The organism is Anaeromyxobacter dehalogenans 2CP-C (assembly GCF_000013385.1).
Classification (GTDB): domain Bacteria; phylum Myxococcota; class Myxococcia; order Myxococcales; family Anaeromyxobacteraceae; genus Anaeromyxobacter; species Anaeromyxobacter dehalogenans_B.
The window spans coordinates 4,044,451-4,070,712 of the sequence record NC_007760.1 but is presented as its reverse complement, the minus strand read 5'-3'; the positions used below and the strand labels follow the sequence as shown (position 1 = coordinate 4,070,712).

Below are 26,262 nucleotides of genomic sequence, written 5' to 3'. Positions count from 1 at the left end.
GGCCTGGAGGGGCGATGCTTCACGTCCTGATCGGAGAAAACGCCGCAAGGGAGACGTGGGAGGACTGCGTCCGTCGAGGGCGCTCCGTGAGTTGGATCGTGCCGAAGAAGGCCGGGCGCGAGGATGAGGTCATCTTCGTGTTCAACCGCGATCTCTTCGTCGGCTCCGGGGTCATCGACACCGAACCCAAGTCGGATGAGTTTCTAGGGCGTCCAGCATTCCGGGCCGACGTGCGCGATCTGCGGCAGTTCAAGCGGCCGCTCTCAGTCGATGACGTCGCCCGCCGCATCCCCGAATGGAAGTGGCCCCGCTCGTACACGAAGGGCCGGACGACGCCGGCTGAGGCGGTCTCGCGCAAGCTGCACCGCATCGTCGAGGAGCACGTGGGTCGGGTCGGCGTCGTTCGGATCGGCGGCAAGGCAGGGCCGAGTAGGCCCGAGTGGAAAGGGGCTGCGCCCCCGCGCTGGGCCGAAGTCGTCCCAGAGAACATCAGAGAGTCCGCGGCTCGCGCTCTCGCACGGTCCATGCGTGAAGCCCATGCGCTTCACGCTGCGTCTTGGACGGTGACTCTCGGAGATGGATTCGTGCGCCTCAACGTCGGGGTTCCGCTTGCGCTGACGCTGGCGCGGGACGAGTGCCAGCTCATCGTGATGCGCGACGCGAAGGAGCTCGGAGCTCTCCGTCGCCTAGGAGTGAAGCCGCAGGGCGGATTTGCGAAGGCGCCCGGTGCGGTGTGCGTCACCTTCCCGTTGCGCTCGCTGGCGGAGGCTCACCGGCGGCTCTGGGCCAGCCACGCCGCGGCCCTGCGCGTTGCGGTCGGAAAGCAGGGAGCAACGCCGCACACTGGCTACGCCCACGAGCTCATCGTGTACCTGCGCTCTCTGGGGCTCGACGTCCCCGCTTCGGAGTGCGCCGGCGCGCTTGAGGTGCGCCGCGAGCCGGGCCAGGAGATCCCGGCTCCTGCGTTCGACGCCAACGAACTACCCGACGGCCGCGAGTACGACCGCCGTGCGATTCTGCGTCGACAAGGGCAGCCCGCGTTCCGCCTCGCACTGCTACGCGCCTATGGCGGAAGGTGCGCGGTCACTGGCTGCGACGTTGCCGCGGTGCTCCAGGCCGCGCACATCATCCCTTTCCGCGGTGCCGCCACCGACCGCGTCGAGAACGGGCTGCTGCTACGTGCCGACATCCATGACTTGTTCGACCTCGGTAAGTTGAACTTCGACGAAGGGTGGCGAGTCCGACTTCACGAGGACCTCCGGGGCACGATGTACGAGGAGCTCGAAGGACGGACCTTGAGGATGCCCCGCGAGGTGCGCGACCGACCCTCGCTCGCCGCGCTCCGCGCTCGTCCCGCTCGCGGGGTGCGGATGCCCGGAGACGGCAGGAGACGTGCAGGATGAGCGAAGCTAGTTCGCCGTTCGACGCGCTCGACGCAGTCGAGGGCCCGTTGACACGGGTGATGGTGCTGAAAGAGCTCGACCGTTGGGGCGCGGTTTCGGACGAGAAGAGATCACCAGAGTTGACAGCCGACGTTCTCGGGCTCCAGCTCGGGGTAACCAGCGACGGGGATGAACAACGCGAACAAGGACGTCCCGAGACCGCAGGAGCGCGTCGAGTCGCGGTAACGCCTCGGATGCGCGCACCACGAGTGCTCGCCGTGTTCCGGTCGTCAGGAAGCATCCTCGCGCTTCGGAAGGCCTAGCTAGTGGGCGGCGAACATGCTGGACGACGCTTCGGGCGGGGGGGGGCGATGGAGCAGGTGAAGCCGTTCAGCGACGACCGGATAAGGCAAGCATGTGTGTACTGCGGAGGTGCAATCGGGACGAGAGACCACGTTCCCTCCCGCGTCCTGCTCGACGAGCCCTTCCCGGACAACCTGCCAGTCGTTGATGCGTGCAGCGGGTGCAACTCGGGGTTCTCGGACGACGAGATGTACGTCGCGTGCTTGGTGGACGTCGTTCAAGCGTCCATCGCGGATCCCGATCTCGTGCCGCGCAAGAAGATCGGGCGCATTCTCCGGGAACAGACACTGCTCCGCGACAAGCTGGCCCGTGCGCGGCACGTGAACGATGGCGTGGTCTCGTTCGACGTCGAGTCAGCGCGCGTTCGCAACGTCCTCCTGAAACTCGCGCGTGGGCATGCTGCGTTCGAGTTGGACGAGCGTAGGCGGGGCGAGCCCGTTCGAGTGACCATGATCCCGTTGGCGGCTCTCGCGCCTGCGGCGCGGGCGGCGTTCGAGACGCCGCCGCTCGTGTCGGTCTTCCCTGAGGTCGGGAGCCGTGCGATGCAGAGGATGAGCGTAGCTTCCGTCACCCTGATGGCGGCCGAGGATCCGAGCCGCGCGGTCGAGAAGCAGTTGATTCTCGGCGCCGATTGGATACAAGTGCAACGGAATCGTTACCGCTATCTGGCGGTGGCGCTCGACAGCGGAGAACTGGTCGTAAGGATCGTCCTGAGCGAGTATTTGTGCTGCGAGGTGATCTGGAACTAGTTCGGCCCGCCGCTGACGACTACGTCGAATCTGCGATGGCGTGAATCAGGTATGCGAAATAGACGTCCAGCGGTACCCGTCGGTTACGACTCCATCTACGACGAGAACAGCCTACGTAGTCTCTACAAGCGCCTCGTTCGAGATCTCGCAGACCTCGACATTCGCTCGGCGGAGGAGTACGCGCGCTACCGCGACGCAGGCGAATACTTCAAGCAGCAGCATGATCTAGGCGTCGTCGAATGGAGCTTCGCCGCGAATATCCAGAGGCTCATCGCCGACTTGCCCGACCTGGCGCGACGCACAGACGGGCTGTTTCTCTCCGTGGACGCAGCAAGGCACGCACTCACCCCAGATCATCAGAAGCGGTTAGCTTTGTTCGCAAAGCAGGCAGCGTTGCTCGTCGATCCTCTGACGTCACCGGATTTCGAGTTCAAGGCTGAGATCGGCGTCAAGTTCGTCGAAGGGCCAAACCTTCGCCCTTGTCTTGAGCCAGCGTACAGACATCTTCGCGAAGTGAAGTCAGGAATCATCGCTCCGGTCCCTCGCGAAGTGGAGTTGGTTGACCCAAGCGAGTTTGCTTCGCGATTTGAAGAACTCTCCATTGAAGACGAGCGGTACCACGTCGTCGCGAGAGTTGACGATGAAGACATCATTGCGGAGAACTGGGCGACGGCAAACGAATTCGCCACGCGACGCCAGAAGCTCCCTGCGAATTTCATTCGGACGACAACATCAGGGAGTCTCCTAGCAGATGACCCAGATGTCCTAAAGATTGGAATCATTCTTCCTTCCCTGAAGCACCTTCCGCTGTCGACCGTGCTTCGGCTTCGCGAAGACTACGAGGAGGCCTTTCTGCGCTTTCAACGCGCTCTGGCGCGAACGGCTTCGCAGTTTGGGTCAGCCGGCGATGAAGAGCGACTTCGGCAAGTGCTGGGAGAGGCGGAGGAGCATGTTCGGCAGCTCCATCAGACGTTTGCGGAGATTAGGAAGACACACAAACGACTCGCGATTTCGGGCAACACGATCGCGGTCGGGCTGCTGCTCGGAGCGACGTACAAGCCGCTGTATGATGCTATCGGCTGGGCCTTTGGCATCCTTGGAGCAGACTTCATCAAGGCATTCTTCAGGCCCGGCGAGCTTCGGGAGCACATGGAGGTTGACCCCTTCTTCTTCGTCGTGAGGCTCCTGGAGGCAGGCGAAAGGACGAAGAAAGAACCACAGTCGGGCTGACCGAGCGTTGCCGCGGTGTCCGGCCCGCTGCTAAGATGTTCAGGTGGGAGCGATCGAGCACCCGTGCTTGGAGTTGCCTGTGGTGGCAGAAAAGGCCACCGCTCCGGCCATCCGGGGTAGAACAGGCTCGGGGCCATTCCGGGACTCAGCCGCATGACCGACAAGCGAAAGCCATTCGTCGAGCCGGTCCTGCGTGGCGCGCGCTTCGCGGACGCGCAAGTTCCCGTTGACGTTCTCGCCGACCTTGTCGCGTACCGCGACCTTGTCCTTCGCGTCGCGAAGGAGCTCTTCAAGCAGCGGTATGGGCGAGCAAGAGTGCCGAAGGGCTTCGAGTCGAGTTTCCAGCTCGCACTGCAAGAAATCCGACCGGGATCGGCCGTTCTCGCGCTCAAGCGGACGGAGGAGCCGCAGCAGCAAGGCGTTCTCGCACACGAGTGGGATCCGTTCGATGCGGCACGCGACCTGGTGACGGACTACGTTGACGCGATCGGCTCCGATAGGAAGCCACCCGAGTTTCCGGAGAACGTGATCCCGCTGTTCGGCAACTTCGGCAAGCACCTCCGGCCAGGAGAGGAACTCGTCCTCGACTCTCCCGGAGGACAGCGGAAGGTCTCGTACAACCAGGAAGTCCGAAAGCGGATCGTTCTCCAGCGTGCGAACACCTACCAGAAGGATGTGGAGCTGGTCGGGACGGTCGTCGCGTTGGATAAGGAGCGCGGACAGTTCCGGTTGCGGACGGACGAGGGGGCCTTCGACGTCGAGTTCTCCGGGATCCAGACGACACAGCTCGCGAACGCGCTCCGCGACGATGCGTTTACCCGCGTTGAGCTCGCCGCAGTCGGGTCCTACGATCGGAACGATGCCCTCAAGAACATCGACGAGGTCAGGGACCTCAACATCGTCGACGTAGTTGACCCCGCAGAAGCCCTGCGTATCGAGCGGCGCCTCGACGAGCTTCTCGCGCTCAAGAAAGGCTGGTCCGACGGCGAGCACGGAGAAGCTCCGTCCAGAGACGCCGTCGATTGGGCGAGGCAGGTGCTCCTCGGCCTCATGGCGCGCGACGAGCTCCCGCAGCCGCACCTCTACGCGACGGAAGCAGGACACATCCGCGCGGAGTGGACGTTCGACGACTGGGAGGTCTCAGCGGAGTTCAACTTCGCGGCCGAGCTGGTGTCCATGGAAGCTGTGAACGTGAAGTCAGGAGACTCCCGCGAGGCGCAGGTTTCGTTCGTGGGCGCGCCCGACGAGGACATCGGCGTGTCTACGTTCGTGAACGAGCTAAGAGGTGAGGTGCAGGGCCGTGAGTGACAGCCCGAAAGGCGCGGAGCCGCGCGGCCCGCAGGTGCCCAGCTCTGATGACCAGCTCTTCCGACAGGTGCATCCGGCGCACCTGCACGAGGGCCGCATCGCGCGTATCGCGTTCGAGGTCAAGGAGCGCGACCAGGGACTCCTCTCGGTGTCGATGGCCAGCAAGACGACACCTGAAGCTGCGTTCAAGCACTACACGGACGGCCTCAAGCTCGCCTCGATCGGCGTGTACGCGGTCACCTGCGCCGAGTGCTACACGGAGGCGCTCAAGGTCTGGGAGGACCCGGAAGTCAATCCGCTCCCTGATCCCGCTCACGGCATCATCGATTTCCGCGAGCACTTGGCGTCGAGGACGGAGAAGAAGCGCAAGGAGGCGCAGCTTGCTCGACTCGCGAACGATCGTGGGCCCGTCTTCAAGCCGTAGATGCGTTGCCGTCAGGTTGCCGTTGGGCCGTTCCGCGCCACGATCCGGCGTGCACTCCCGTGTACTGGCGTGCTGACCTGCTTTTCGAGTCGTTCCGAGCCCTTGTGCGGCAAGCGCGCGTCCCGCCTCGGGTTTTGGTCATCTAACGCAACGCTTCAAATCCCTTTTCCCGCTCCAGTTAACCCCCGGCTTCGGCCGGGGGTTTTTTCTTTTCTAGCTTCGCGCCTCAACCGGGCTGACACGGCCCTCGGCACCGCTGAGCCCGCGGCCGCCGCTGCTCCTCGCGTCGAACGAGCCAAAGACGACGAGTCTCCACCCGGAGCTCATCGCGGCCATGCCGCGGGAGAGTCCGCTGTGGGGCACGACGACGCTCGCGAGCTCGGGGACGGCGTGGCGAAGCGCACCGGAGTCGAGCCGGTTCGCCTGACGGGGAGACCCGCATCGCCGGTCAGCGCCTCGTCGATGTCGAACCCGATGAGGACGCCAAGTGGCCGCTGGGCTGGCGAACGTGGATGAGCTTGACCTCATATGTGGTGGAGCCTATATTCACCATCCGGTTGATGTCCGACGCGAGCGGTAGAGAGCCGCATGCCCGTCGTCGTCAACGCGACCGAGGAGTTCGAACGGTGGATCGAGGGCTCGGGAGCAGAAGGCCGTGCTCCAAGGCGTAAAGATCCTCGAGCAGGTAGGCATCACGCTCGGCGAGCCGTACTCGAGCGCCCTCAAGGGGACGAGGCATCCGCTCCGCGAGCTTCGCCCGAAGCGCGGCGCGAGCCCGCTACGGATCATCTACGCGTTCGACCCGAAGCGGGAAGCGTTGCTCCTCATCGGCGGTGACAAGGGGAACGACAAGCGGTTCTACGAGCGGACGATCCCCAAGGCAGAGCGGCTCTGGGATGCGCACCTCCAGCATCTGGAGAAGGAAGGCAACCGATGAAGCGCAAGACGAAGAGCTGGAAGCAGATCGAGAAGAAGCTCTTCACGCGCGAGGAGATCGCCGAGGCGGAGCGCTTCGCCGAGCGCGAGGTCCTGGAGATGAACCTGCGCGAACTCCGGCTGGCCGCCGGGAGGACCCAGGAGCAGGTCGCCCGCGCCGCCAAGATGAAGCAGTCGGAGCTGTCGCGCGCCGAACGGAGGGAGGATCATCTCCTCTCGACGCTGCGGAGGTACGTGGAGGGGCTCGGAGGCGAACTCGAAGTCGTCGCGCGCGTACACGGCAAGGTGGTCCGTCTTCGGGGAGTGTGAGCGCGCTAGCGAGCGGCGCTCAGTCGCCGCTGGGGCGCGGCGCTTCCCCCGCCCCGCACGTCCCCGGCTCGTCGTCGCCGTCGTCCTCGTCAGGACCGCAGGGCGATCCTGCCGGCGCCGGCTCCGGGCAGCGGTACGAGGGGTCCACGCCCCGGAGCTCGCGCACGTGCTGGATCCGCTCCGCGAGCTTCGGGTGCGTGGAGAGGAGCCTCGGCATCGCGCCCAGCGACGCCTCGCGCTCGACGCACTGGAGCAGGCAGAGCGCTTCTGCCATGGGCAGGGCGGAGCGGCCGGCGGCGCGCAGGAAGCGGACCGCGTCCTCGTCGGCCTCGCGCTCGGCGTCGCGCGAGTAGTCGAACATCGCGAGCGCGGCGGGAATCGCCGCGGCCTGGCCAGAAAAGTCGCCCCAGAGCAGGCTCGCCGCGGCGCCCACGCCGGCGCTCTTCAGGAGCGCCTGCGCCGAGTGGCGCCGGGCCACGTGCCCGAGCTCGTGGCCGACGATCGCGACGAGGCGATCGTCGCTCGCGGTGCCGCGCACCAGACCGTCGAGCACGACCACCGTGCCGCCGGGGAGCGCGAAGGCGTTCATGCTCGGCCCGAACCCGGCGGACCGGAAGAGGAGACGGTACTTCACCGCGGGCGCCCCGAGCCGCGCCGCCTCGTCGATCCGCTCCTGCGCCGCGCGCTGCTCCTCCTCCGAGAGCGCCGTGGGCCGGAGCACGTGGCCGTCGAGGAGCTCGAGGACACCGTCCCCGAGCCGCCGCTCGGCGCTCGCCGGCAGCGTCCGGGCGATCCAGCCCGCGGCAGCCGGGAGCCCGTAGAGGTAAGCCGCGACGATGACCGCGACGCATACGACGACGGCCGCGAGCGCGGTGCGCCAGCGCGCCTCGAGCCAGTCCACGAGGCCAGGGCGCCGGCCCGCCGCGCTGAGCGCCGCGGCGAGGGCGGCGCCGTCCGGCACCTCGACCACCCCTCCACCGGGCAGTCCGATCTGCCGGGGCGCCGTGGCGAACGCCTCGGTCACGGTGAGCCGGGCGAGGCCGTGCTCGGAGAGGAGCGCGCCGTCGGGCGTCGTGATCGTGAGGACGCCCCCCGCGATCGCGATCCGGACCGGCGTCGCGGCGGCGCTTCGTCCGTCGAAGAGGAGGCCTTCGAGGACGGTCTCGCTCACAGGCCGATGTCCCACCCGAACAGATCGACCGCGCCCTCGCCCGTCGCGGAGCCTTCCGCGGGCAGCCTCCCCGCCGCGATGGTCTCGAGCGGCGCCCCGGCCTCGAGCGTCATGCACTCGAGCCGGTAGCGCGCGATCGCCACCGCGGCCCACGGCCAGTAGATGCCCAGCGTGAGGAGCGTCAGGATCCCGTTGCCGATCCAGACGCGCATGAGGCCGCGCGCCGTGATGCTCGTCGCGAAGCGCACCGGGCCCGCGTGCGTCCGGGTCCAGACCAGCCGCTGCAGGCGTGCGGTGAAGAGCGCGCCGACGACGGCGTACGCGAGGGCGAACACCGCGTAGGTGACGACCGCGATCGGGACGAACACGCGCGTCATCGCCTCCGGATCCTTCGTCCCGCGCGTGGCGGCGGCCACGCCGGCGATGGCGATCCCCATCAGCACGAAGAAGGGCAGCGCGGAGAGAAAGGCCTTGCCGTAGACGCCGTAGAACGCGCGGGTGGACGGCTCGAACTCGAACGCGAGGTCTCCGTACTGCGCGCGGCCGTGCTGGTACGCCTTCAGCCGCGCGTGCAGCCAGGGCCAGCAGGCGAAGACCGCGAGCTCCGCGAGGACGATCGGCAGGGGGTTCGCCTGCTCGCCGGGCGTTGTCCGCTGGATCGTCGCGAGCGAGCCGATGAAGAGGGCCCCGAGCACCACGCCCGGCGCGAGGACCGCGTACGCCCGCCCGGCGGTGGAGTCGAACCCGAACCGCAGCCCCCGCCAGCTCGTGTTCGCGAGCTTGAAGCGCATGGACGCGTGGAAGAACCAGGGGCCGAGCAGCATGAGCACCGCGCCGGCCACCAGTCCCGCGGTGAGCGAGATGCGCCCGGCGACCGAGTACGCGACGAAGACGGCACCGGCGAGCAGTCGCCCGCGAAGGATCGCGACGGGGTTCCCGTGGTACTGGAACGCGGCGCCGGCGAGCTGCGTGTTGCTCCAGAAGTAACGCGTCTTGCGGACCTTCGCCCACGCGGACCAGATGCCGAGGGTCACGAGCGTGAGGAGCAGGTTGACGATCCAGATCCGGAAGTACTCTCCGCCCGATCCGGTGAACCGGATCGGCAGCGGCTGCGGCTGGGGCGGCGTTGCAGGTGCGGCCGGGAAGGCATCGGCCGGCGCTGCGGAGGTCGACGCGGCGAACTCGGTCATCGGTGGTCCCCTCGATCCGCCGCGGGCCGGGGCGGCCGCCGGCGCGGACCCCAGACCGCTAGCACGGAGAGTGGGACGAAGCCTACGGCGAACTTCACTGAGCGCACACGCGCCGAGGTGTGCTTCTCGTGCCGGTTGCGGTGGATCGCCGCCGACGTCGTGAGCGGGGCGCCGGAGGAGGTGCATGGATGACACCCGCGCGCGGGGGTCGCCGAGCACCTCGAACGCCTGCTCCTTTGGCGGGTCCGAGGCGCAGGGAAGGCATCCTCATTCAGGCCGTCCTCGGCGGGGCACGAGGGACCGCGTTACGATGACGCACATGGCCCTCTCCGCCCGAGCGCAGGCTCGGCCGGCTCCCGCCCGCGCCGACAAGGTCCTCGACCTCATCGACGTGGCCCGGGAGCTCGCGATCGCCCCGGACGTCGAGGGCGTCGGCCACGTCGTGAAGATCGCGGCCCGGAGGCTGCTCGGCGCCGACGGGGTGACGTTCGTCCTGCGCGAGGGTGACCTGGTCCGCTACGCGGACGAGGACGCCATCTCTCCCCTCTGGAAGGGCACCGCGTTCCCGGCCAGCTCCTGCGTCTCGGGCTGGGCGATGGACCACCGGGAGACGGTGGTGATCGAGGACGTGTACGCGGACGCCCGCGTCCCCCACGACGCGTACCGGCCCACCTTCGTGAAGAGCATGCTGATGGTGCCGGTGCTGACCGGGCAGCCGGTCGCGGCCATCGGCGCCTACTGGGCGGAGCGCCACGCCGCGACGCCGCGCGAGTCCGCCCTGCTCGAGGCGATCGCCGGGTTCGCCGCGGCGGCCCTCGAGCGCGCGAAGCTCGAGCGCGAGCTCCGCTCCGCGGTCGCGCTCCGGGACGAGCTGCTCGGCCTCGCGGCGCACGAGCTCAGGACGCCGCTCACGGTCCTCAACCTGGCCGTGAACGGCGTGACGCGCGCGCTCGCGGCGGCCGACGTCGAGGGCGCGCGCCGGGCGGGCGAGCGCCTCCAGCGGGGCACGGCGCGGCTCGCGCGCCTCATCGAGATGCTGCTCGACTCGACGCGCCTCGCACAGCTGGAGATCCCGCTGGTGCGGGAGCGGGTCGAGCTGGGCGGGCTCGTCGCGCGGGTGGTCGCCAGCCTCCCGAGCGCCGACCGCGCCCGCATCGCGGCGGAGCCCGGGGTGGTGGGCGAGTGGGATCGCGCCCGCCTCGAGCAGATCGTCGCGAACCTGGTGGGGAACGCGCTCAAGTTCGGCGACGGGAAGCCGGTGGACGTCTCCGTCTCCTCGCACGGCGGCCTCGCCCGGCTGGTGGTCGCGGACCAGGGCGCCGGGATCGCGGAGGAGGAGCGGCCGCGCCTGTTCCGGCGCTTCGAGCGCGGCGCGGCGGCCCGGGGCGTCGGCGGGCTCGGGCTCGGGCTCTGGATCGTCCGGCAGAACGTCGAGGCGCACGGCGGGGAGATCCACGTCGAGAGCCGCCCGGGAGCCGGCACGCGCTTCACCGTCGAGCTGCCGCTCGCGGGGTGAGCCGGTCAGAGGAGCAATGATGATCACCGATCGGTTGAAGGCTGCGCTCCGGGAGGAGGGGTCGGCCGCGTTCCTGACGGAGGGGCCGCGAGGCCCTCACCTCGTCGCCACGTGGAACAGCTACATCCACGTCGTGGACGACGCGACGCTGGTGTTCCCGGCCGGCGGGTACCGCGAGACGGAGACGAACGTCCGCAGCGGCAGCCGGGTGCAGATGATCATCGGCGGGCACGTCCCGGAGGGCGTCGGGTTCCGCCTCACCGGCCGCGCCGAGCTCGAGGTGGATACGCCCCATCACGCGCTGATCCGGCAGCGCTTCCCGTGGGCGCGCGCCGCGGTCGTGCTGCACGTGAGCGAGGTCGAGCAGGTCCTCGGGAAGTAGCGGCCCGGCGGCGCCCCGGCCGGCGCTCGCGCGCGCTACCCGCCCGGCGGCCGCGCCCGCAGCCAGTCCACGAAGCGGATGCTCCCGAGCGTCCGCGCGCCGTGTGGCGTGTTCCACGCGGCCCGATAGCCCTCGAGCACCGCGCGCGCCCAGGGCTCCGCGGCCAGGAAAGCCTCCGCGCCGATCGCGTCGAGCGGCACCGCGACGGTGGTCGCGCGGCGGCCCGTGGCCGAGCCCCACGCCTCGGCGGCGGCGCCGAGCGTCAACACCTCGGGGCCCGCGATCTCCGGCGCGACGCCCAGCGGCGGCCCGAGCGCGATCTCGGCCAGGCGTGCCGCGGCCTCGCCCTCGTCCACGGGCTGGAAGCGCAGAGCAGGCGCTGCGCAGCCGGCACGTCCTCCTCGCCCTTGGCGCTCGCGAGGTGCAGCACGGCGTCCACGTCCCGCACCGCGGCGTCGAGCGGATCCGAGCGCAGGTCGGCGACGCACCACTCGCGCTGCGGCGGTGCGTCCGCGGGCCGCTCGCGCCGCGTCAGCAAGCGCACCGTCGAGGCTCCGCCCCGCTCGAGCGCGGCGACCGCCTGGCGGCCGAGGGTGCCGGTCCCACCGGTGACGAGGACGCGGGTCATGGCGGGTTCGCTCGGTGCATCATCGCCTGGACGGCGCGCCTCGCTTCCAGGTCGATGCCGTGATCGGCCGGCCTGTCGGGGCCCCCCTCGTTCGCCCGTCCCCGGGTGCGGCGGAATACGACATGTACCCACGTGTGTATCTTGGTCCTCGAACGCCGATTGCATGGACCGCGACCCCGGACACACGCACGAGGAGGCAGCGCACGCGCTCGAGCTGCTCGAGTTCGGCGACGCCTTCTTCGAGCTGGACGCGCAGTGGCGCATCGTCCGCGTGAACCGGCGGCAGGAGGAGCTCTCCCGCAAGCCGAGGAGCGAGACCGTCGGCCGCACGCTCGCGGAGGTCTGGCCGGAGCTCGCGGGGCCGGAGTCGCGGTACCGGCGGGAGTACGACCGCTGCATGCGGGAGCGGGTGCCGGTGCAGTTCCAGGCGTACTACGCGCCGCTCGATCTCTGGACGGGCGTCACCGCGTACCCGGTCAGCGCGGGCGGCATCGCGGTCTTCTTCCGCGACATCACGCGGATCAAGCGCGCGGAGCAGGAGCAGACGCGCCTGGCCGCGATCGTCGAGAGCACCGACGACGCCATCGTCGCCAAGGACCTGGACGGCGTCATCCTCACCTGGAACCGGGCGGCGGAGCGCCTTTTCGGATACGCGGCGGACGAGGTCGTCGGCCGCTCCGTCACGCTCCTGATCCCGCCGGACCGGCGCCACGAGGAGGCCGAGATCCTGGCGGAGCTGCGCGCCGGCCGCCGGGTCGAGCACTTCGAGACGCAGCGAGTCCGGAAGGACGGAACGCGCCTCGACGTCTCGGTGACGGTCTCGCCGGTCCGCGACGAGGAGGGCCGCCTCGTCGGCGCGTCGAAGATCGTGCGCGACATCTCGGAGCAGAAGCGCTCGGAGGCGGTCCTCGCCGCCGCGCTGGGCCGGGCGCAGGAGGAGCGCCGGCGGCTCGCGGCGGTGCTCGAGGCCTTGCCGGCGGGCGTCGTGATCACCGACGCGGAGGGCGGCTTCACCGAGGTGAACGCCGAGTTCAAGCGCATCTGGGGCACGCCGCCCAACCCGCAGCGCATGTCGGAGTACGCGGCGTGGCGCGGCTGGTGGCCCGACGGGCGGCCCGTCGAGACCCGCGAGTGGGCGCTGTCCCGCGCGCTCTCGACCGGCGACGTCATCGTCCCCGGCGACATCGTGGACATCGAGAAGTTCGACGGCTCCGGGAGGGCGACCATCATCAACGCGGCGGCCCCGATCCGGAACGCCGAGGGCACCATCGTCGGCGCCGTCCTCGCCGAGGTGGACGTGACCGAGCAGCGGCGCGTGGAGGACGCGCTCCGCCGCGCCGAGGAGGCGGCGCGCGCCAGCGAGGCGCGGTTCCGCTCCGTCTTCGAGCAGGCGGCCGTCGGCATGGGCCGGGTCCGGTTCGACGACGGCCGGTGGATCGACGTGAACGACGCCTTCTGCCGGATGCTGGGCCGCTCCCGGGAGGACATGCTCTCGACGCCCTGGCCCGCGATGACGCACCCGGAGGACCTCGAGCTCGACCTCGGGCCGTTCCGCCGGATGTCTGCAGGCGAGCTCGACTCGTACACGATCGAGAAGCGCTTCCTCCACGCCGACGGTCACGAGGTCTGGGCGAAGCTGACGCTCTCCCTCGTGCGCGATGCGCGGGGCAGGCCCGACTACGAGATCGCCATCATCGAGGACATCGGCGACCGGAAGCGGGCGGAGACGGCGCTCCGGGAGCACGAGGAGCGCCTCCGCGCGGTGATGGAGCACATGGCCGAGGGGCTCGTCATCTTCGACCCGAGCGGCAACATCACCTACCAGAACCCGGCCTCGGTCTCGATCCACGACCGGCGCCTGGCGGGGGAGCGGCGCAGGCTCGACCAGCTGGTCCTGAACTGGCGCGTGCGGCGATATCCGGAGGGCATCGAGGTCCCGCCTCGGGACTGGGCGATCCCTCGCGTGCTGCGCGGCGAGCGCGTCCAGAACGAGCGCTTCTTCGTGGACTGCGTGGAGGATCCGGGGCGCAGCTTCGTCGGCATCTACAGCGGGTCGCCGGTCCACGACGCCGGGGGCAAGCTCGCGTACGGCTTCCTCACCATCGAGGAGATCACCGAGCAGGCCCGGGCGGAGAGCGCCCTGCGCGACGCGAACGAGAAGCTGCGGGAGGTGGACCGGCGCAAGGACGAGTTCCTGGGGATGCTCTCGCACGAGCTCCGGAACCCGCTCGCGCCCATCCGCAACTCGCTCTACATCCTCGATCACGCCGAGCCGGCCGGGCAGCAGGCCCGCCGCGCGAAGGACATCGTGGCGCGGCAGGTGGAGCACCTGACGCGCCTCGTGGACGACCTCCTCGACGTCACCCGGATCGCCCGCGGGAAGATCGAGCTGCGCCGCGAGGACCTCGACGTGGTCGGCCTGGCGCGGCGCGTGGCGGAGGATCACCGGTCCCTCATGCAGGGCCGCGGGGTGGAGCTCACGATCGACCTCCTCCCGGGGGCGCTCACCGTGAACGGCGACCCCGCGCGGCTCACGCAGGTCCTGGGGAACCTCCTCAACAACGCGGCGAAGTTCACCCCTCCGGGCGGGCGCGTCACCCTGAGCGTCAGGGCCGAGGGCGATCGCGCGGCGCTTCGCGTCCGCGACACCGGGCCGGGCATCGCGCCCGACGTCCTCCCGACGATCTTCGAGCCGTTCTTCCAGGCGAAGCAGACGCTGGCCCGGAGCGAGGGTGGGCTCGGGCTCGGGCTCGCGCTGGTGAAGGGTCTCGTCGCGTTGCACGGCGGCGAGGTGCACGCGTACAGCGCGGGGCAGGGGCAGGGCACGGAGTTCGTCGTCACCGTCCCGCTCGCGGGGCGGGGCCTGCCGGCGCCCGGAGAGGAACGCGCCGCCGCGGGCGCCGCGGCCGCGCAGGTGCACCGGGTCCTGGTGATCGACGACAACCGCGACGCGGCCGACACGGTCGCGGAGCTCCTCGCCATGCTCGGGCACCAGGTCGAGGTCGCCTACGACGCGTTCGACGCGCTCGCGAAGGTGCGCGAGCGGGTTCCGGACGTCGTGCTCTGCGACATCGGCCTGCCCGGGATGGACGGCTACGAGTTCGCGCGCCAGTTCCGCGCGCTGACCGCCGGCCGTCACGTCCGCCTCGTGGCGTTGAGCGGCTACGCCCAGCCGGAGGACATCGCGCGCGCGACCGAGGCCGGCTTCGACGCGCACATCGCGAAGCCCCCCGACCCGGCGCACCTCGAGCGGCTGGTCTCCTAGCGTCCGCGCGCCGAGCGCGGCCGGCTGCGCCCTGCCCGCGGCATCGGCCCGCGCCTGCCCGTCACGGCGTCGCCTCCCGCAGGCCGGCGGTCGGCCTGGCGAGCCGGAGCAGGCCCACGACGAGCGTCGCCACGATGGCGACGTGGAACGCCAGGTCGGGCGCGGTGCGCGGGCCGACGCCGATCGCGATGGTGAACAGGCCCACCGCCGTGCCGAGCAGCGCGAACGCCTGCGCGCCGATCGCCGCGCGCCGGCTCCAGCGCGGCCGCGCCGCCGCCGCGAGCAGCGCCAGCCCGAGCACGACGCCGATCACCGTCTCGGCCGTCGCCGCCCTGGCGTGCTCGTGGCCGCGCCAGAGCACGCCCGCGTGCACGCCCGCCGCCCCGAGGAACGCGACCGTCTCCACCGCCAGGAACCACCGGGCCACGCGCGCCATCGCGTCCTCCTCGTCCGCGCCTCGTTCGCGGACGAGGGGAGGGTGGGCACGGGTCAGCGCCGGTTCAACGGGTGAAACACTTCGACACATCCGCCGAGCGGCGGGGTTCACGCTGCGCCGTCGGGGGTCAGACTCGAACCAGGATCTTCCCCAGCGCTGCGCCCGCGGCGTAGCAGGCGAAGGCGGCGAGCGCCTCGGCGAAGGGGAACACCTGGGCGATCACGGGGCGGATGCGATGCGCGGCCACCGCGCGCGTCATGGCCGCGAGCTGGGCCGTGCTCCCGGCGGCGATGCACCGGAGCGTGGCGGCGGCCATCCAGAGTGGAGTCAGGTCTGGCGGGGACGCGGCGCGGGCGAGCGCCCCTACCCACGCGATCTCGCCGCCCAGCGCCACCGCGCGGGCCGAGCGCTCCAGCGTGCCGGGCCCGCCCACCTCGACGATGTGGTCCGCGCCGGCATCGCCCGTGCGCCGCCGCACCTCGGCGGCCCAGTCCGGGGTGGCCTCGCGGTCGATCACCTCGTCGGCTCCCAGCGCGCTCAGCCGAGCCGCGCGAGCGGCGCCCGAGGTGGTGACCAGGGTTCGTGCGCCAGCGGAGCGGGCGAGCTGGAGGGCGAGGAGCGAGACGCCCCCCGATCCCAGCGTGAGCACCGTCTCGCCGGCGGAGAGCGGCCGTCCACCGGTGAGCGCGTTCCACGCGGTGGCGCCGGCGCAGGGGAGCGCCGCCGCCTCCTCGAACGAGAGATGGGGCGGGATCCGGACCAGGGCCTCCGCGGGGAGGACGGCGTACTCGGTGAGCATGCCGTCGAGCGATCCGCCGAGCTGCGCCGCCGTCTCCCGCCGGAAGGGCCCATCCCGCCAGCGCGGGAAGATCGAGGCGATCACCCTTTCGCCGACGGCGGCTCCGGTGACCCCAGGGCCGATCTCCACCACCTCGCCGGCACCGTCCGAGGCGGCGACGACCCCCGGTTTCACCGGCAGCGGATAGCGCCCCTGGAACAGGATGCTCAGCTCGCGGGCGTTGATCGAGGCCGCCCGCACGCGCACCACGACCTCGCCCGGGCCAGGCCGCGGTTCCGCGTGCTCCTCCAGCCGGAGCCCGGAGAGCCCGGCCCCCATGTCCAGGTGCCAGCTCCTCACGGCGTGCTCCTCCTCCGCCGCAGCAGCGCGGCCGTGCGGTCGTCCGCGGGCAGGAAGGCCTCGAGCTGCAGCTCGGCCAGCGTCACGTCCACCGCGGTCGCGAACGAGGTCAGGGTGGTGATCAGGCGCAGCTCGCCCTCCGGCACGCGCAGCTGGAGCGGCACGGCGAACCCCAGGTGCCCGGGGCCGGGGCGGGCCGCGGGCAGGTACCCCTCCAGCTCGGCCAGGAGCGCGTCGAGGTGCGGGTCCGGGCTCCGCAGGCTCCGGGCCCGGACCGCCTCGACCACGTGGCGCCCCCAGTCCGGCAGGTTGGCCACCCGGCGCGCCATGCCCTCCGGGTGAAGGGCGAGGCGAAGCGCGTTCACGGGCGGCGTCACGAGCCGCGGGGCTGCGCCCTCCGCGAGCACGTCGAACGCGGCGTTGGCGGCGACCAGCTCGCCGGTGGGCCGCACCACGATCGCCGGCGAGGGAAGATGCCCGTCCAGCACGCGCCGCAGCGCGGCCAGCGTCGCTCGCAGCTCGGGACCGTCCAGGCGCGACTCCGGGAACGCCGGCGCGTACCCCGCCGCGAGCAGGAGCGCGTTGCGCTCGCGCAAGGTGAGCCCCAGCGTCTCGGCCAGCCGGATCACCATCTCGCGGCCAGGGTGAGAGCGGCCCTGCTCGATGAACGAGAGGTGGCGCTGCGTCGTGCCGGCGCGGAGCGCCAGCTCGAGCTGGGACAGACTCCGAACTCTTCGCCAGCGGCGCAGGGCGCCGGGGAAGGACGTCGCCGTGGCAGGGAGCGCGATGGGCACCGCCGACACCTAACCTCGATCGCGCGCCGGTTCGATTCCCGCCGAGGTATCGTGAAGTCGCCGGGGGGTGCCAGCGCACGCGCTGGGCGGGCGCGAGCAGGTCATCGTGTTCGTCCCCGTCGGTCACGCGGCGCCCTGTGCGCCTGGACGGGCGGGTGAGCCCGCGCGCGCCCCCTCGGGATGACGTCGATGGTGACGCGCGGGTCGTCCTTCGCCGCGAGGTTCTGCTCCGCCCGGACGAGCGCCCTCGGCTCCGCGCGCGTGAGCCACAGGTGCGCGTCGGGCGCCTTCGCGAACACGGAGAGCGGGAACGGCAGCCTCGGGTGGAGCGTGTAGCGGACGCAGGGGATGGTCCGTCCTGCCGCCTCGACCGGCGCGCCGCCGTCGTTCCGGATCTCGAGCGTCACGGTGCGCGGCTTCGGCGTGAAGGCGACGAAGGTGATGCGGGCGGATGCCCTCTCGGCGATCGCGAGCTGGCTCGCGGCGAGCGCGACCCCGTAGCCGGCGAACGCGCGGCCGCGCGGCACCTCCACGGCCTCGTCCTCGCGCGCGACGCCGTGCTTCCCGCGCACGGCGGAGCGGGCGCGGCCGGCCGCGAAGTCCACCTCGAACCGCCGCCGCTCACCCTCCTGGTCGGTCTCCACCCACGCGAAGCGCTCCTGGGCGAGCTCCGGGGAGAGCGAGAACTCCGCCGTCTCCTCGGCGACGCGATCGCCGGGGAACACCCAGCGCGCGCGCACGAAGAGCTTCTCGCCGCGCCGTTCCTGCACCAGCTCGCCGTCGGCGACGACCGCGCCGGAGGCGTCGCTCATCGACGGGAAGCCGTGCAGCGCGCCGGGCGGCGAGCGCACCTCGACCGCCCCGGCGGGCGGTGCGAGCAGCGCGAGGGCGAGCGCGAGGGCGAGGCGCAATCAGGCGAAGAGTGGCCACTCCGGGACGGCGCGGCTCGGACGCGTCAGCGCCGAGCCGCGCGGCCCACGCCCCAGTCATTCACTGGGTCGTGGCGAGGACGGGGGGCCCGACACGCGACGGCTCGCCGGCGAGGGCGTTGTTGGCTTCGTTTCCCTCCTTCACCCGGCTGTATCGATCGGCGATCACGCCGAGGTACACCGTGCCGGCGCTGCCGGTGGGCAGCGTCACGGTCCTGGCGATCGTGGTCGAAGTCCGGGCTGCGAGCCCGGCGATGGTCCAGTTCGCGAGGTTGCGATCCGACGTGGTGATGTTCGGGTCGGTGGACAGGAAGAGCCCGACGGCGAAGCTACCGGCCACGCCTGGCCCGGAGTTCGCGACCGTCACCGTGATCGAGAGCGGCGCGCCCGGCTGGATCGAGGCCGGCGCGGCGAATGCGGCCACGTAGAGGTCCGCCCCGCCGACGGTCACCGGGTTGCCGGCGCACGCGTTGTTGGTCTCGATCCGTTCCCGAATCCCGTTCTGGTAGTCGGCGATGGCGCCGATCCGGTAGCTCCCGGGTGCGAGCGCGATGGGTACCGTGACGACCGTATCGGCGGTGGTCGAGGCACCGGCCGCGAGCCAACCGACGAAGCGACCGCCCAGGTACACGTCCGCGCTCGTGATCACCGCGTCCGGCGAGAGGTAGTACGCCACGTAGAAGCCGCTCGTACCGCCGCCGCTCGCGGTGACCGTGTCGTGAACCGTCAGCGACGTCCCGGTGGCCGCCGCTGCGGGCGCGCTCACCTCCACCACGACGAGGTCCGGACCCAGGAGCTCGATGGGGCCGCTGCTGCGCGCGTTGTTGGATCCGTCCGGCTCTCGGGCACCATCACCGCCTGCGCACAGCTCAGCCTCCCACTCGTCCTCCCAGCAGACGAGGAAGTCGTCCGCCACGATCCCGAGATAGTAGGTCCCCTGGGGAAGACCGGTCGGGAGCGTGATGGCAGTGGACGCGCTGCTCGAGGCACCGGGCGCGAGGTCGCTCGAGTGCCGCCATCCGACGAACGTGTCAGACGTCGTGATGGTCGGGTCAGGGGAGAGATAGAACGCGACGTCGAACTCGGGTGCAGCCCCGCCGCTGGCAGCGGCGGCGACCGTGTCCTGGATCACGAGGCTCGCGCCCGCGAACGCGGACGACGGTGCGGTGACATCCACCGCGATGAGATCAGGACCGACGATCCGGACCGTTCCTCCGGTCGTGGCATTGTTCGTCTCGTCGGTCTCGAGCACCTCGGCACGCGCGTCCGCGATCGCACCGAGATGGTACGTGCCGCCCGAGGTGGTCGATGGGATCGTCACCGTGGTGGTGCCCGTGGACGACCCGCCGGCCGCGAGCCCCGGCACCCGACGTTCTCCGAGCAGCAGGTCCGTGGGGTCGATGACCTCGTCCGCCGAGAGGTAGAGCCGGACCGTGAACGCGGTCGAGGCTCCGCCGGCCCCCGCCGTCACCGTGTCATGGACGACCGCGGTGTCGCCCGTGAGGACGTTCGCGGGACCGACCACGGACACCATCACGAGGTCGGGCCCAAGGACCGTGAGCGCCGGCCCGAGCAGGCTGTTGTTCCCCTCGCTCGACTCGGCGATGTCGTTCGAGACGTCGAGGATCAGTCCCATGCGATACGTGGCGGCAGCCACGTCGGCGGGCAGCGTGATGCGCGTCGTCGTGCTCGAGGTCGCGCCGCCGTCCAGGACGCCCAGGCCGTAGGAGGCGATCTTGCGATCGGCCGTCGTGATCAGGTCGTCCCTGGACAGGTAGACGTCCGCGACGGCGCCGATTGCCGCGCCCAACCCGACGTTCGAGACGGCCGTCGCCACGTCGAAGCTGACCCCGGTGCCGACGCTGGGCGGGGCCGCGATGCCGATGGCGACGAGGTCGGGCGCCCCGAGCGTGAACGAGGTCGTCGAGATCGCATCGTTGTTTCCTTCGTCCTCCTCCCAGAAGACGTCGGTCATGTCCGCGGCCGCCCCGAGGTACCAGCGCCGGTTCAGCAGCGCCGGACTGGACGCCTGCACCGACTCCGAGAACGTGTGGCACGTCCCGGCGGCGAAGCCTGTCCACTGCTTGGTCTGCCAGTGGAGGAACACGACCTCGGGGCCCGGGACGTCCGCCTCCCACAGGAACCAGCCGATGTGGAAGTAGTCGAGCGCCGGGTCGGTGTCGCCGGGGCCGACGTTGCAGATTTCGGCCGTCATCGTGAACGGCGTCCCGATGCCCGCCTGAGCCGGCCCCGTGACGCTCGTCACGACCAGGTCCGGCAGCGAGAACCGCGTCACGGTGATGTCACTGCTGCGGGACTGCCCGAGCCCGTCGGTCGCCGTGACCGAGAAGGTGTTCGGGCCGAGCGCGAGCGGGACCATCAGCTCGAAGTACCCGTCCGTTGCGCGCGGTGCGACGGACCGAGCGTTCACGCTCAGGGACGCGATCCCGGACGGATCACGCGCGGTGCCGAACAGGACGGTGTCCACGGAGGCGGTCTCGGCCCCGCGCGAAGACTGCACATCCAGCACGGGTGGGAGCAGCGACGTGGTGAAGGAGTGGGGCGCGCCGCTGGCGCCGTCGGCCGCCTCGTTTCCTGCCTCGTCGGCCGCGACGGCGGTGAAGGCGTATCGCGTGGCCTCCGCGAGCCCGGCGAGCTTCACCGCGTGATGGATCTCGAGCAGCGGGTTCGACTGGACCGCGCCCAGCGCTGCCGTCGTTCCGTAGCGAACGCTCGCGCGCGCCGGCTCGCTCGTGCTCCAGCGGATGATGGCCCCGTCCTGCTCGACGGGCCCGACGGTCACGGCGGAGATGGAAGGTGGAACGAGATCCCCTGCGGCCGTCACGGTCACCGTGGTGGGGACACCCGTCCCATCGTCCGCGTCCTGGTACGTGGCGACGATGGCGCAGCCGTCGGAGACCGCCAGGACCCCGTCGCCGGGCTCGCCGGGAGCGGGTCCGGTGGGCAAGGCGCCGAGAAAGATGCCGGAATGCACGCCGACCTCGACGAGGCGAACGGACTCCCCCGCGGCTTCCGACTCGCTCTTCACCAGCACGAGCGCCTCATCCGCTGCGGACGGATCCGCGTCCAGGTCGAGGTCCGTGACCTTGACCTCCAGCGTCGTCGCAGCGTTGTAGCGCGTGCGGTCCAGGCTGAGCTGGCCCGCGGAGCTCACGCCTCCGGCGCCCGTGATCACCAGCGCGAACGGCTGTGGCCCGACGGGCACGTTGTACCCGGTCACCCGTACCGTGTAGGTGCCCACGGTCGGCGCGGCCAGGAGCACCTGCTCCTCCACGTTCAGCCGGTCCGGTGCCCCTCCCGCGACGGATTCGCCCAAGGCGAACACGTTGCCGAGGTAGGTGGTCGCTCCCCCCGGAACGGTCACCGCGAGATCCAGATCGTTCACGAGGCTCCGGTCAGCGAGCTGCGAGCCGGGTGCATCGGTCCAGACCAGGGTCAGCTTCAGGGGCTGCGCGCCGGTCGAGAAGACCTGCCTCGTGAAGGAGCCGCCGGTCTCGAGCCCGGCCGCGACCTCCACCACGTCCAGGTACGCTGCGTCCGCAGCGAACCGGAGCGCGTTCGAGAGGTTGATCCGCCCCCAGCCCTGGCCCGTGGACGGGATCGGGCCGTTCCCGTTCTCCCCGGCGACGTTCTGGGCGCTGTTCACGAGCGTCGCCTTCACGAGCGCGGCGGACGGCGAGCGCGCATCGGCGGGGCTCCCGAGGCCGGACGGCCAGAAGCCGCCCTCGAAGTACTGGCGCACGAGCGCGGCGGCGCCCGCGGCCGCCGGCGTGGCCATGGACGTTCCGCTGAACGCGACGGTGCTGCAGTTGTTCGAAGCAGGCGTGCCGTCCGAATCGGCCGAGACGATCCCCACCCCGGGCGCCGTGAGCGTCGGCTTCGTGCGGCCGTCGGCGGCCGGGCCGTGGCTGCTGAACGACGCCACGTCCTCGGCGGCGAGGCCGTTCCCCGTCGCACCCACGCTGACCACGTTCTTCGCCGTCGCGGGCGCTCCCACCGAGCCCACGTCGGGCCCCGCGTTGCCGTTCGCGAACAGCACGAGAAAGTCCGGGTGCTCCCACATGAACCGGTCGGCGCTCCGCGCGAGCGCGTCGTACGCGTTCGAGCTGGACCCCCAGCTGTTCGTGTGGATGCGCGCGCCGAGGGCGTACGGCGTCGTGAAGATCTCAGCGAGATCCGCCGGAGGCGAGAACCAGTTGTTCTCTCCGAGGAACAGGTCGGTGACCACGACTCGGGCCCCGGGCGCCATGCCGTTCGCTGCTGCGCCGCCGGTGATGGGGGTCTGGTCCCCCGCCACGGTGCCGGCCACGTGCGTGCCGTGGCCGAGATTGCCGTCGTAGTCATCGCCGCCGACCGTCAGGTATGCGGCCACCTTGCGGTGCATCGGTCCTGCCGCCGCGCCGATCGGATCGCGGAACCAGCACGCGTCGTGGTCGAGGCCCGTGTCGCCGATCGCGACGATCTGGCCGCGGCCGTCGAGGCCGCGGTCGGAGATGGAGGTGTCGCTCGGTCCGTACGTCTGGATGGTCCAGCGAGACGTATCGTTCAGGACATATGCAGGCAGGGCCGGCTCGACCCAGAGGACCTCCTCGAGGTGGGCCAGGCTGGCGATGTCTGCGTCCAGGATCTCGATGGAAGCCGCATCCCGCGCAACGTGCAGCATCTTGCCCTTTCGCTCGCGTACGAGCGAAACCAGGGGGGCGAGGCCATCGTGATCGTCCACGCGGACGAGGAGCCTCACGCTCCTGCCCGGCTCGAGCTCGATCGCGCCCGACGTGTCGGCGAGCTGCCGCGCCATCTTGTAGACCGGCTTCAGCTTGACGGCGCCGCGCACGAACGGGAGCATCGCGACCTTCGCTCGGGTCGCCTCGTCCATCGAGGCCACGAACGCGAACTCGGGCAGGTAGTCGCCGAGGCGCGCGCCGGCCGCCGCGAGCTCCGCCTTGTGCGTCTCGCGCACGGGACCGGAGAGCTGGACGATCCACTTCGCGCGGCCCGCACCCGGGGTCGGGCGGGGCGAGCCGGCGCTGGCGCGCGTCACCGGTCCCACGCTGACCGCCGACTGGGCGGTGATCCGGGCACCGGCCTGCGCGTCGCGTCCCGGAGACACCGCGGGCTCCAGCTCCGCAGGCACCGCCGGCTCCCGGCCGCCGGCGACGTCGATGAGGTACCCGTTCACCATCACGAGCGGCGCCGCCGGCTGGCGCGTCGCTTCATTTCGTTCAGTGGAGGGCGCACAGAAGAGGACAGCACCTGCGAGCGCGAGGACGCAACCCGGCGATCTCATGACCGGCCTCCCAGAGCGACGGTCGCAGCATCGAAGCCTCTGGGAGAGATGCTGCGCCTCGCGTCGAGCCCCGGCGAAGGCGAATCGCCGCCCTCCTCCGGGATTCACGCTCCCCGGTGGCGGCGAACGTAGCGCCCTGGTCCCCTTGGAAGTGAGAGCGATCTCCCCCGCGCTCGTGATTGACGGAGAGTGCGTCTAATCCGCCGGCTGCGGACGCCAGACCGGTTCGGCACGGGGTGGGCGGACTGCCGGGCACCGATATCGCGGCGGCGCGGTGTGCTGCCGTGCTGTTGGAACTCGCTCGGCGACGCGCACTCGCTGCGCGGATCCCACCGTGTCTTCCGGAGCCGTTTCGAGAGCTTGTGTGCTGACGACGCGCGTCACGAGCAATTCACGGACCGTGATGCTCGTGCCGGCCCGTCGCTGTCCGATCCGACTCCGGGCGCCGCTCGTGATCCGGGAGCGGCCGGCGGAGGCGGATCGGGATCCGCCAGTGAGGGTGCGCCACGGGAACGCGCGCCGGCGCGGCCGAAACGCCTTGTGCCTCGCGCGTTCGTACCGTACCCGCGGGTCCTTCAGGGCCGGAAGGGGGAGGCGCGTCGTGCGTGTTCCGCCCCTCCTCCCGCGCCCCCCGGCGGCGGCCTCACGCCCGTTCGCCTCGAACCGCCCGCGTGGCGAAGCACACCGGGAGCGGCCGTCGCAAACCCCGGCGCGAGCGTTCACCCGGGCGCGCGCGGCCCCGGAGTGCGAGGTCACGCCAGCGCCGACGGGGGCGAGGGCCACCTCACTGCTTCTTCGAGCTGCGGAGGTACCGGTAGAACTCGGAGTCGGTGCCGAGGAAGAGCGAGGTGGAGCCGTCCATCGTGCGCGGGTACGCCTCGAGCGTCCGGAGGAACTGGAAGAACTCGGGGTCGCGGCCGAACGCCGCCGCGTAGATGCGGGTCGCCTCCGCGTCGGCCTTGCCGGAGACCTCCTGGGCCTTCCGGTACGCCTCGGAGCGGATCGCCTTCAGATCGCGCTCGCGCTGGCCCCGGATCTCGGCCGCCCGGCCCATGCCCTCCGAGCGCGAGCGCTCGGCGATGCGGCGCCGCTCGGAGATCATCCGGTCGAACACCTTCACCTGCACCTCGTTCACGTAGTTGATCCGGCGGATCTGCACGTCCACCAGCTCGACGCCGAACTCCTTCACCACCTCGGCGGCGCGGTCGCGGATCTGGCGGGTGAGCCGGTCGCGCCCGACCTTCACGTCCTCGAGCGCCTCGGCGCCGCCGAGCTCGGCGGAGTACTCGTCGTCCTCGAACGAGCGATCGGTGGTGCGCACGGCCTCGATCAGCGCGAAGGAGGCGATGGCGTTGCGCGTCTCGCCGTCGATGATGTCGTCGAGCCGCGACTGCGCGTTGCGCTCGTCCCGGAGCCGCTGGAAGAAGCGCAGCGGGTCCACGATGCGCCACCGGCCGAACGTGTCCACCCAGATGTACTTCTTGTCCTTGGTCGGGATCTGGTTCGGATCTCCCCGCCAGTCCAGCCACCGCTTGTCGAACCGGTTCACGGTGTCGGCGAACGGGAGCTTGAAGTGCAGGCCGGGCTCGCTGATGGGCTCGCCGCGCGGCTCGCCGAAGCGCGTGATGACCGCCTGCTCGTTCTCGCCGAGGGTGTACGCGCTCGCGCTCGCGACGAGGACGCAGAGGAGCGCGAGGACGGCCACCGCGACGGGCGTTCGGCTCATGGCTGCTCCTTCGCCTTCGCGGCGGCGCCCGCCGCGGGCGGCGCGCCGGCGCCGTCCATCCACAGCATGGGCGTGACGCCCTTGTGCGACTCGTCCACCACCACCTTCTGCCGCGTGCGCTGGAGGACCTCCGCGAGCGTCTCGAGGTACATCCGCCGGCGCGTCACGTCGGGCGCCTTGCGGTACTCCTCGTGGATGCGGACGAAGCGGTCGGCCTCGCCCCTCGCGCGGTTCACGCGCTCGATCGCGTAGCCCTCGGCGGCGCGCAGCGTCTCCTCCGCCTCGCCGCGCGCGCGCGGGATCTCGCGGTTCAGCTCGGCGTACGCCTCGTTGATGGCGCGCTCCTTCTCCTGGAACGCCTGGTTCACCTCGTTGAACGACGGCTTCACCGGATCCGGCGGGTTCACGTCCTGCAGCACCACCTGCTGGATGTCCACGCCGGTCTCGTAGCGATCCGCCAGCCCCTGCAGCAGGGCCTTCGCCTCGCTCGCGACGCGCTGGCGGCCGGTGGTGAGCACCTCGTTCACCGAGTGGTCGCCGACCACCGCGCGCATCGACGCCTCGGAGATGTCCCGCAGCATCGCCTCGACGTTCTTCACCTTGAACAGGTACTGGTAGGGATCCTTGATCTTGTACTGGACGATCCACTCCACCACCGCGACGTTGAGGTCGCCGGTCAGCATGAGCGACTCGCGCGCCAGATCGGGCTTGTCCGGCTGGTAGGTGGTCGGTCCGTCCACGTGCTCGGTGCGGAAGCCGAACTCGGCCTTGAGCTGGCGCTGGACCGGGACCTTCGTGATGCGGTCGATGCCGAACGGGATGCGGAAGTGCGGCCCGGGCTCGACGGTCCCGATGAAGCGGCCGAGGCGGAGGATGACGCCGACCTCGTCCGGCTCTATCTGGACGTAGGACGTCGTCACGCCGACGAGCACGACGAGCGCCGCGACCACGAGCGGCAGCCGCCCGTCGAGCCCGCTCCATGCCCGGCGCCAGAAGTCACCCGGCTTCGGCTTCGGCGGTCCACCCACGACGTGAGGGGTCGATTCCATCCATCTGGCTTGGCCCGATTCCCGCCAAA

21 protein-coding genes are annotated in these 26,262 nt (G+C 70.9%); 10 read left to right on the top strand and 11 right to left on the bottom strand.

Annotated features, from left to right (window positions below):
- Positions 1 to 14: 14 nt before the first annotated feature.
- From ADEH_RS23340 to ADEH_RS18290, 7 genes are all read left to right on the top strand, one after another.
- Positions 15 to 1,403, top strand: a complete 1,389-nt coding sequence (locus ADEH_RS23340) for an HNH endonuclease (RefSeq protein WP_011422591.1) — start codon at positions 15 to 17, stop codon at positions 1,401 to 1,403.
- Positions 1,404 to 1,753: 350 nt separating this feature from the next.
- Complete coding sequence (locus ADEH_RS18315; RefSeq protein ID WP_011422589.1) at positions 1,754 to 2,494, top strand: hypothetical protein; 741 nt, start codon at positions 1,754 to 1,756, stop codon at positions 2,492 to 2,494.
- Between the two features lie 51 nt (positions 2,495 to 2,545).
- On the top strand, positions 2,546 to 3,724 hold the full coding sequence (locus ADEH_RS23200) for a hypothetical protein (protein ID WP_011422588.1): 1,179 nt from the start codon (positions 2,546 to 2,548) through the stop codon (positions 3,722 to 3,724).
- Between the two features lie 153 nt (positions 3,725 to 3,877).
- Positions 3,878 to 5,032 carry a hypothetical protein gene (locus ADEH_RS18305; protein ID WP_011422587.1) on the top strand — a complete coding sequence of 385 codons (1,155 nt, stop codon included), beginning with the start codon at positions 3,878 to 3,880 and terminating at the stop codon, positions 5,030 to 5,032.
- Positions 5,025 to 5,456 (top strand): hypothetical protein, encoded by a 432-nt coding sequence (locus tag ADEH_RS18300; protein ID WP_011422586.1) that lies wholly within the window; start codon positions 5,025 to 5,027, stop codon positions 5,454 to 5,456. Before ADEH_RS18305 ends, ADEH_RS18300 begins: the two co-directional genes overlap by 8 nt.
- Positions 5,457 to 6,111: 655 nt before the next feature.
- Complete coding sequence (locus ADEH_RS18295) at positions 6,112 to 6,393, top strand: type II toxin-antitoxin system RelE/ParE family toxin (RefSeq protein ID WP_011422584.1); 282 nt, start codon at positions 6,112 to 6,114, stop codon at positions 6,391 to 6,393.
- Positions 6,390 to 6,701 carry a helix-turn-helix domain-containing protein gene (locus tag ADEH_RS18290; protein WP_011422583.1) on the top strand — a complete coding sequence of 104 codons (312 nt, stop codon included), beginning with the start codon at positions 6,390 to 6,392 and terminating at the stop codon, positions 6,699 to 6,701. The genes ADEH_RS18295 and ADEH_RS18290 overlap by 4 nt, the downstream gene beginning before the upstream one ends.
- Positions 6,702 to 6,720: 19 nt before the next feature.
- Here the strand turns inward: ADEH_RS18290 and ADEH_RS18285 are convergent, their stop codons facing one another.
- Both ADEH_RS18285 and ADEH_RS18280 read right to left on the bottom strand, forming a co-directional pair.
- Positions 6,721 to 7,872 carry a M48 family metallopeptidase gene (locus ADEH_RS18285; RefSeq protein ID WP_011422582.1) on the bottom strand — a complete coding sequence of 384 codons (1,152 nt, stop codon included), beginning with the start codon at positions 7,870 to 7,872 and terminating at the stop codon, positions 6,721 to 6,723.
- On the bottom strand, positions 7,869 to 9,062 hold the full coding sequence (locus ADEH_RS18280; protein ID WP_011422581.1) for a YjgN family protein: 1,194 nt from the start codon (positions 9,060 to 9,062) through the stop codon (positions 7,869 to 7,871). Before ADEH_RS18280 ends, ADEH_RS18285 begins: the two co-directional genes overlap by 4 nt.
- A 319-nt stretch (positions 9,063 to 9,381) precedes the next feature.
- Here ADEH_RS18280 and ADEH_RS18275 point away from each other — a divergent pair, with 319 nt between their 5' ends.
- A complete protein-coding gene (locus tag ADEH_RS18275) occupies positions 9,382 to 10,578 on the top strand; it encodes a GAF domain-containing sensor histidine kinase (protein ID WP_232287329.1) in 1,197 nt (398 codons plus the stop codon).
- A 34-nt stretch (positions 10,579 to 10,612) separates the two neighbouring features.
- Positions 10,613 to 10,960, top strand: coding sequence for a pyridoxamine 5'-phosphate oxidase family protein (locus ADEH_RS18270; RefSeq protein ID WP_232287328.1), 348 nt, complete (start codon positions 10,613 to 10,615; stop codon positions 10,958 to 10,960).
- 35 nt (positions 10,961 to 10,995) lie between these two features.
- Here the strand turns inward: ADEH_RS18270 and ADEH_RS18265 are convergent, their stop codons facing one another.
- Together ADEH_RS18265 and ADEH_RS23795 are read right to left on the bottom strand one after the other, a co-directional pair.
- Positions 10,996 to 11,316: a hypothetical protein gene (locus ADEH_RS18265; RefSeq protein ID WP_041453678.1), complete on the bottom strand. Its 321-nt coding sequence runs from the start codon at positions 11,314 to 11,316 to the stop codon at positions 10,996 to 10,998.
- Positions 11,223 to 11,588, bottom strand: a complete 366-nt coding sequence (locus ADEH_RS23795) for an NAD-dependent epimerase/dehydratase family protein (protein ID WP_198133799.1) — start codon at positions 11,586 to 11,588, stop codon at positions 11,223 to 11,225. Before ADEH_RS23795 ends, ADEH_RS18265 begins: the two co-directional genes overlap by 94 nt.
- A 163-nt stretch (positions 11,589 to 11,751) precedes the next feature.
- Between ADEH_RS23795 and ADEH_RS23570 the strand changes: the two genes are divergently transcribed.
- Positions 11,752 to 14,853 carry a hybrid sensor histidine kinase/response regulator gene (locus ADEH_RS23570; protein ID WP_049760132.1) on the top strand — a complete coding sequence of 1,034 codons (3,102 nt, stop codon included), beginning with the start codon at positions 11,752 to 11,754 and terminating at the stop codon, positions 14,851 to 14,853.
- 61 nt (positions 14,854 to 14,914) lie between these two features.
- On the opposite strand, the gene ADEH_RS18255 is transcribed toward ADEH_RS23570, so the two are convergent.
- From ADEH_RS18255 to hflK, 7 genes are all read right to left on the bottom strand, one after another.
- Positions 14,915 to 15,289 (bottom strand): hypothetical protein, encoded by a 375-nt coding sequence (locus ADEH_RS18255; RefSeq protein WP_011422576.1) that lies wholly within the window; start codon positions 15,287 to 15,289, stop codon positions 14,915 to 14,917.
- A 127-nt stretch (positions 15,290 to 15,416) separates the two neighbouring features.
- Positions 15,417 to 16,427, bottom strand: a complete 1,011-nt coding sequence (locus tag ADEH_RS18250) for a zinc-dependent alcohol dehydrogenase family protein (protein ID WP_011422575.1) — start codon at positions 16,425 to 16,427, stop codon at positions 15,417 to 15,419.
- Positions 16,424 to 17,221: a helix-turn-helix domain-containing protein gene (locus ADEH_RS18245; protein WP_011422574.1), complete on the bottom strand. Its 798-nt coding sequence runs from the start codon at positions 17,219 to 17,221 to the stop codon at positions 16,424 to 16,426. The genes ADEH_RS18250 and ADEH_RS18245 overlap by 4 nt, the downstream gene beginning before the upstream one ends.
- A gap of 101 nt (positions 17,222 to 17,322) precedes the next feature.
- Positions 17,323 to 18,132, bottom strand: coding sequence for a hypothetical protein (locus ADEH_RS18240; protein ID WP_011422573.1), 810 nt, complete (start codon positions 18,130 to 18,132; stop codon positions 17,323 to 17,325).
- A gap of 79 nt (positions 18,133 to 18,211) precedes the next feature.
- The gene (locus tag ADEH_RS18235; protein WP_011422572.1) at positions 18,212 to 23,458 is read right to left on the bottom strand and encodes a CARDB domain-containing protein; all 5,247 of its coding nucleotides are present in this window, start codon (positions 23,456 to 23,458) and stop codon (positions 18,212 to 18,214) included.
- Positions 23,459 to 24,242: 784 nt separating this feature from the next.
- Entirely contained in the window at positions 24,243 to 25,184 is a 942-nt protein-coding gene (hflC, locus tag ADEH_RS18230; protein ID WP_011422571.1) for a protease modulator HflC, read from the bottom strand.
- Complete coding sequence (gene hflK, locus ADEH_RS18225) at positions 25,181 to 26,233, bottom strand: FtsH protease activity modulator HflK (protein ID WP_041453676.1); 1,053 nt, start codon at positions 26,231 to 26,233, stop codon at positions 25,181 to 25,183. Before hflK ends, hflC begins: the two co-directional genes overlap by 4 nt.
- Positions 26,234 to 26,262: the final 29 nt, after the last annotated feature.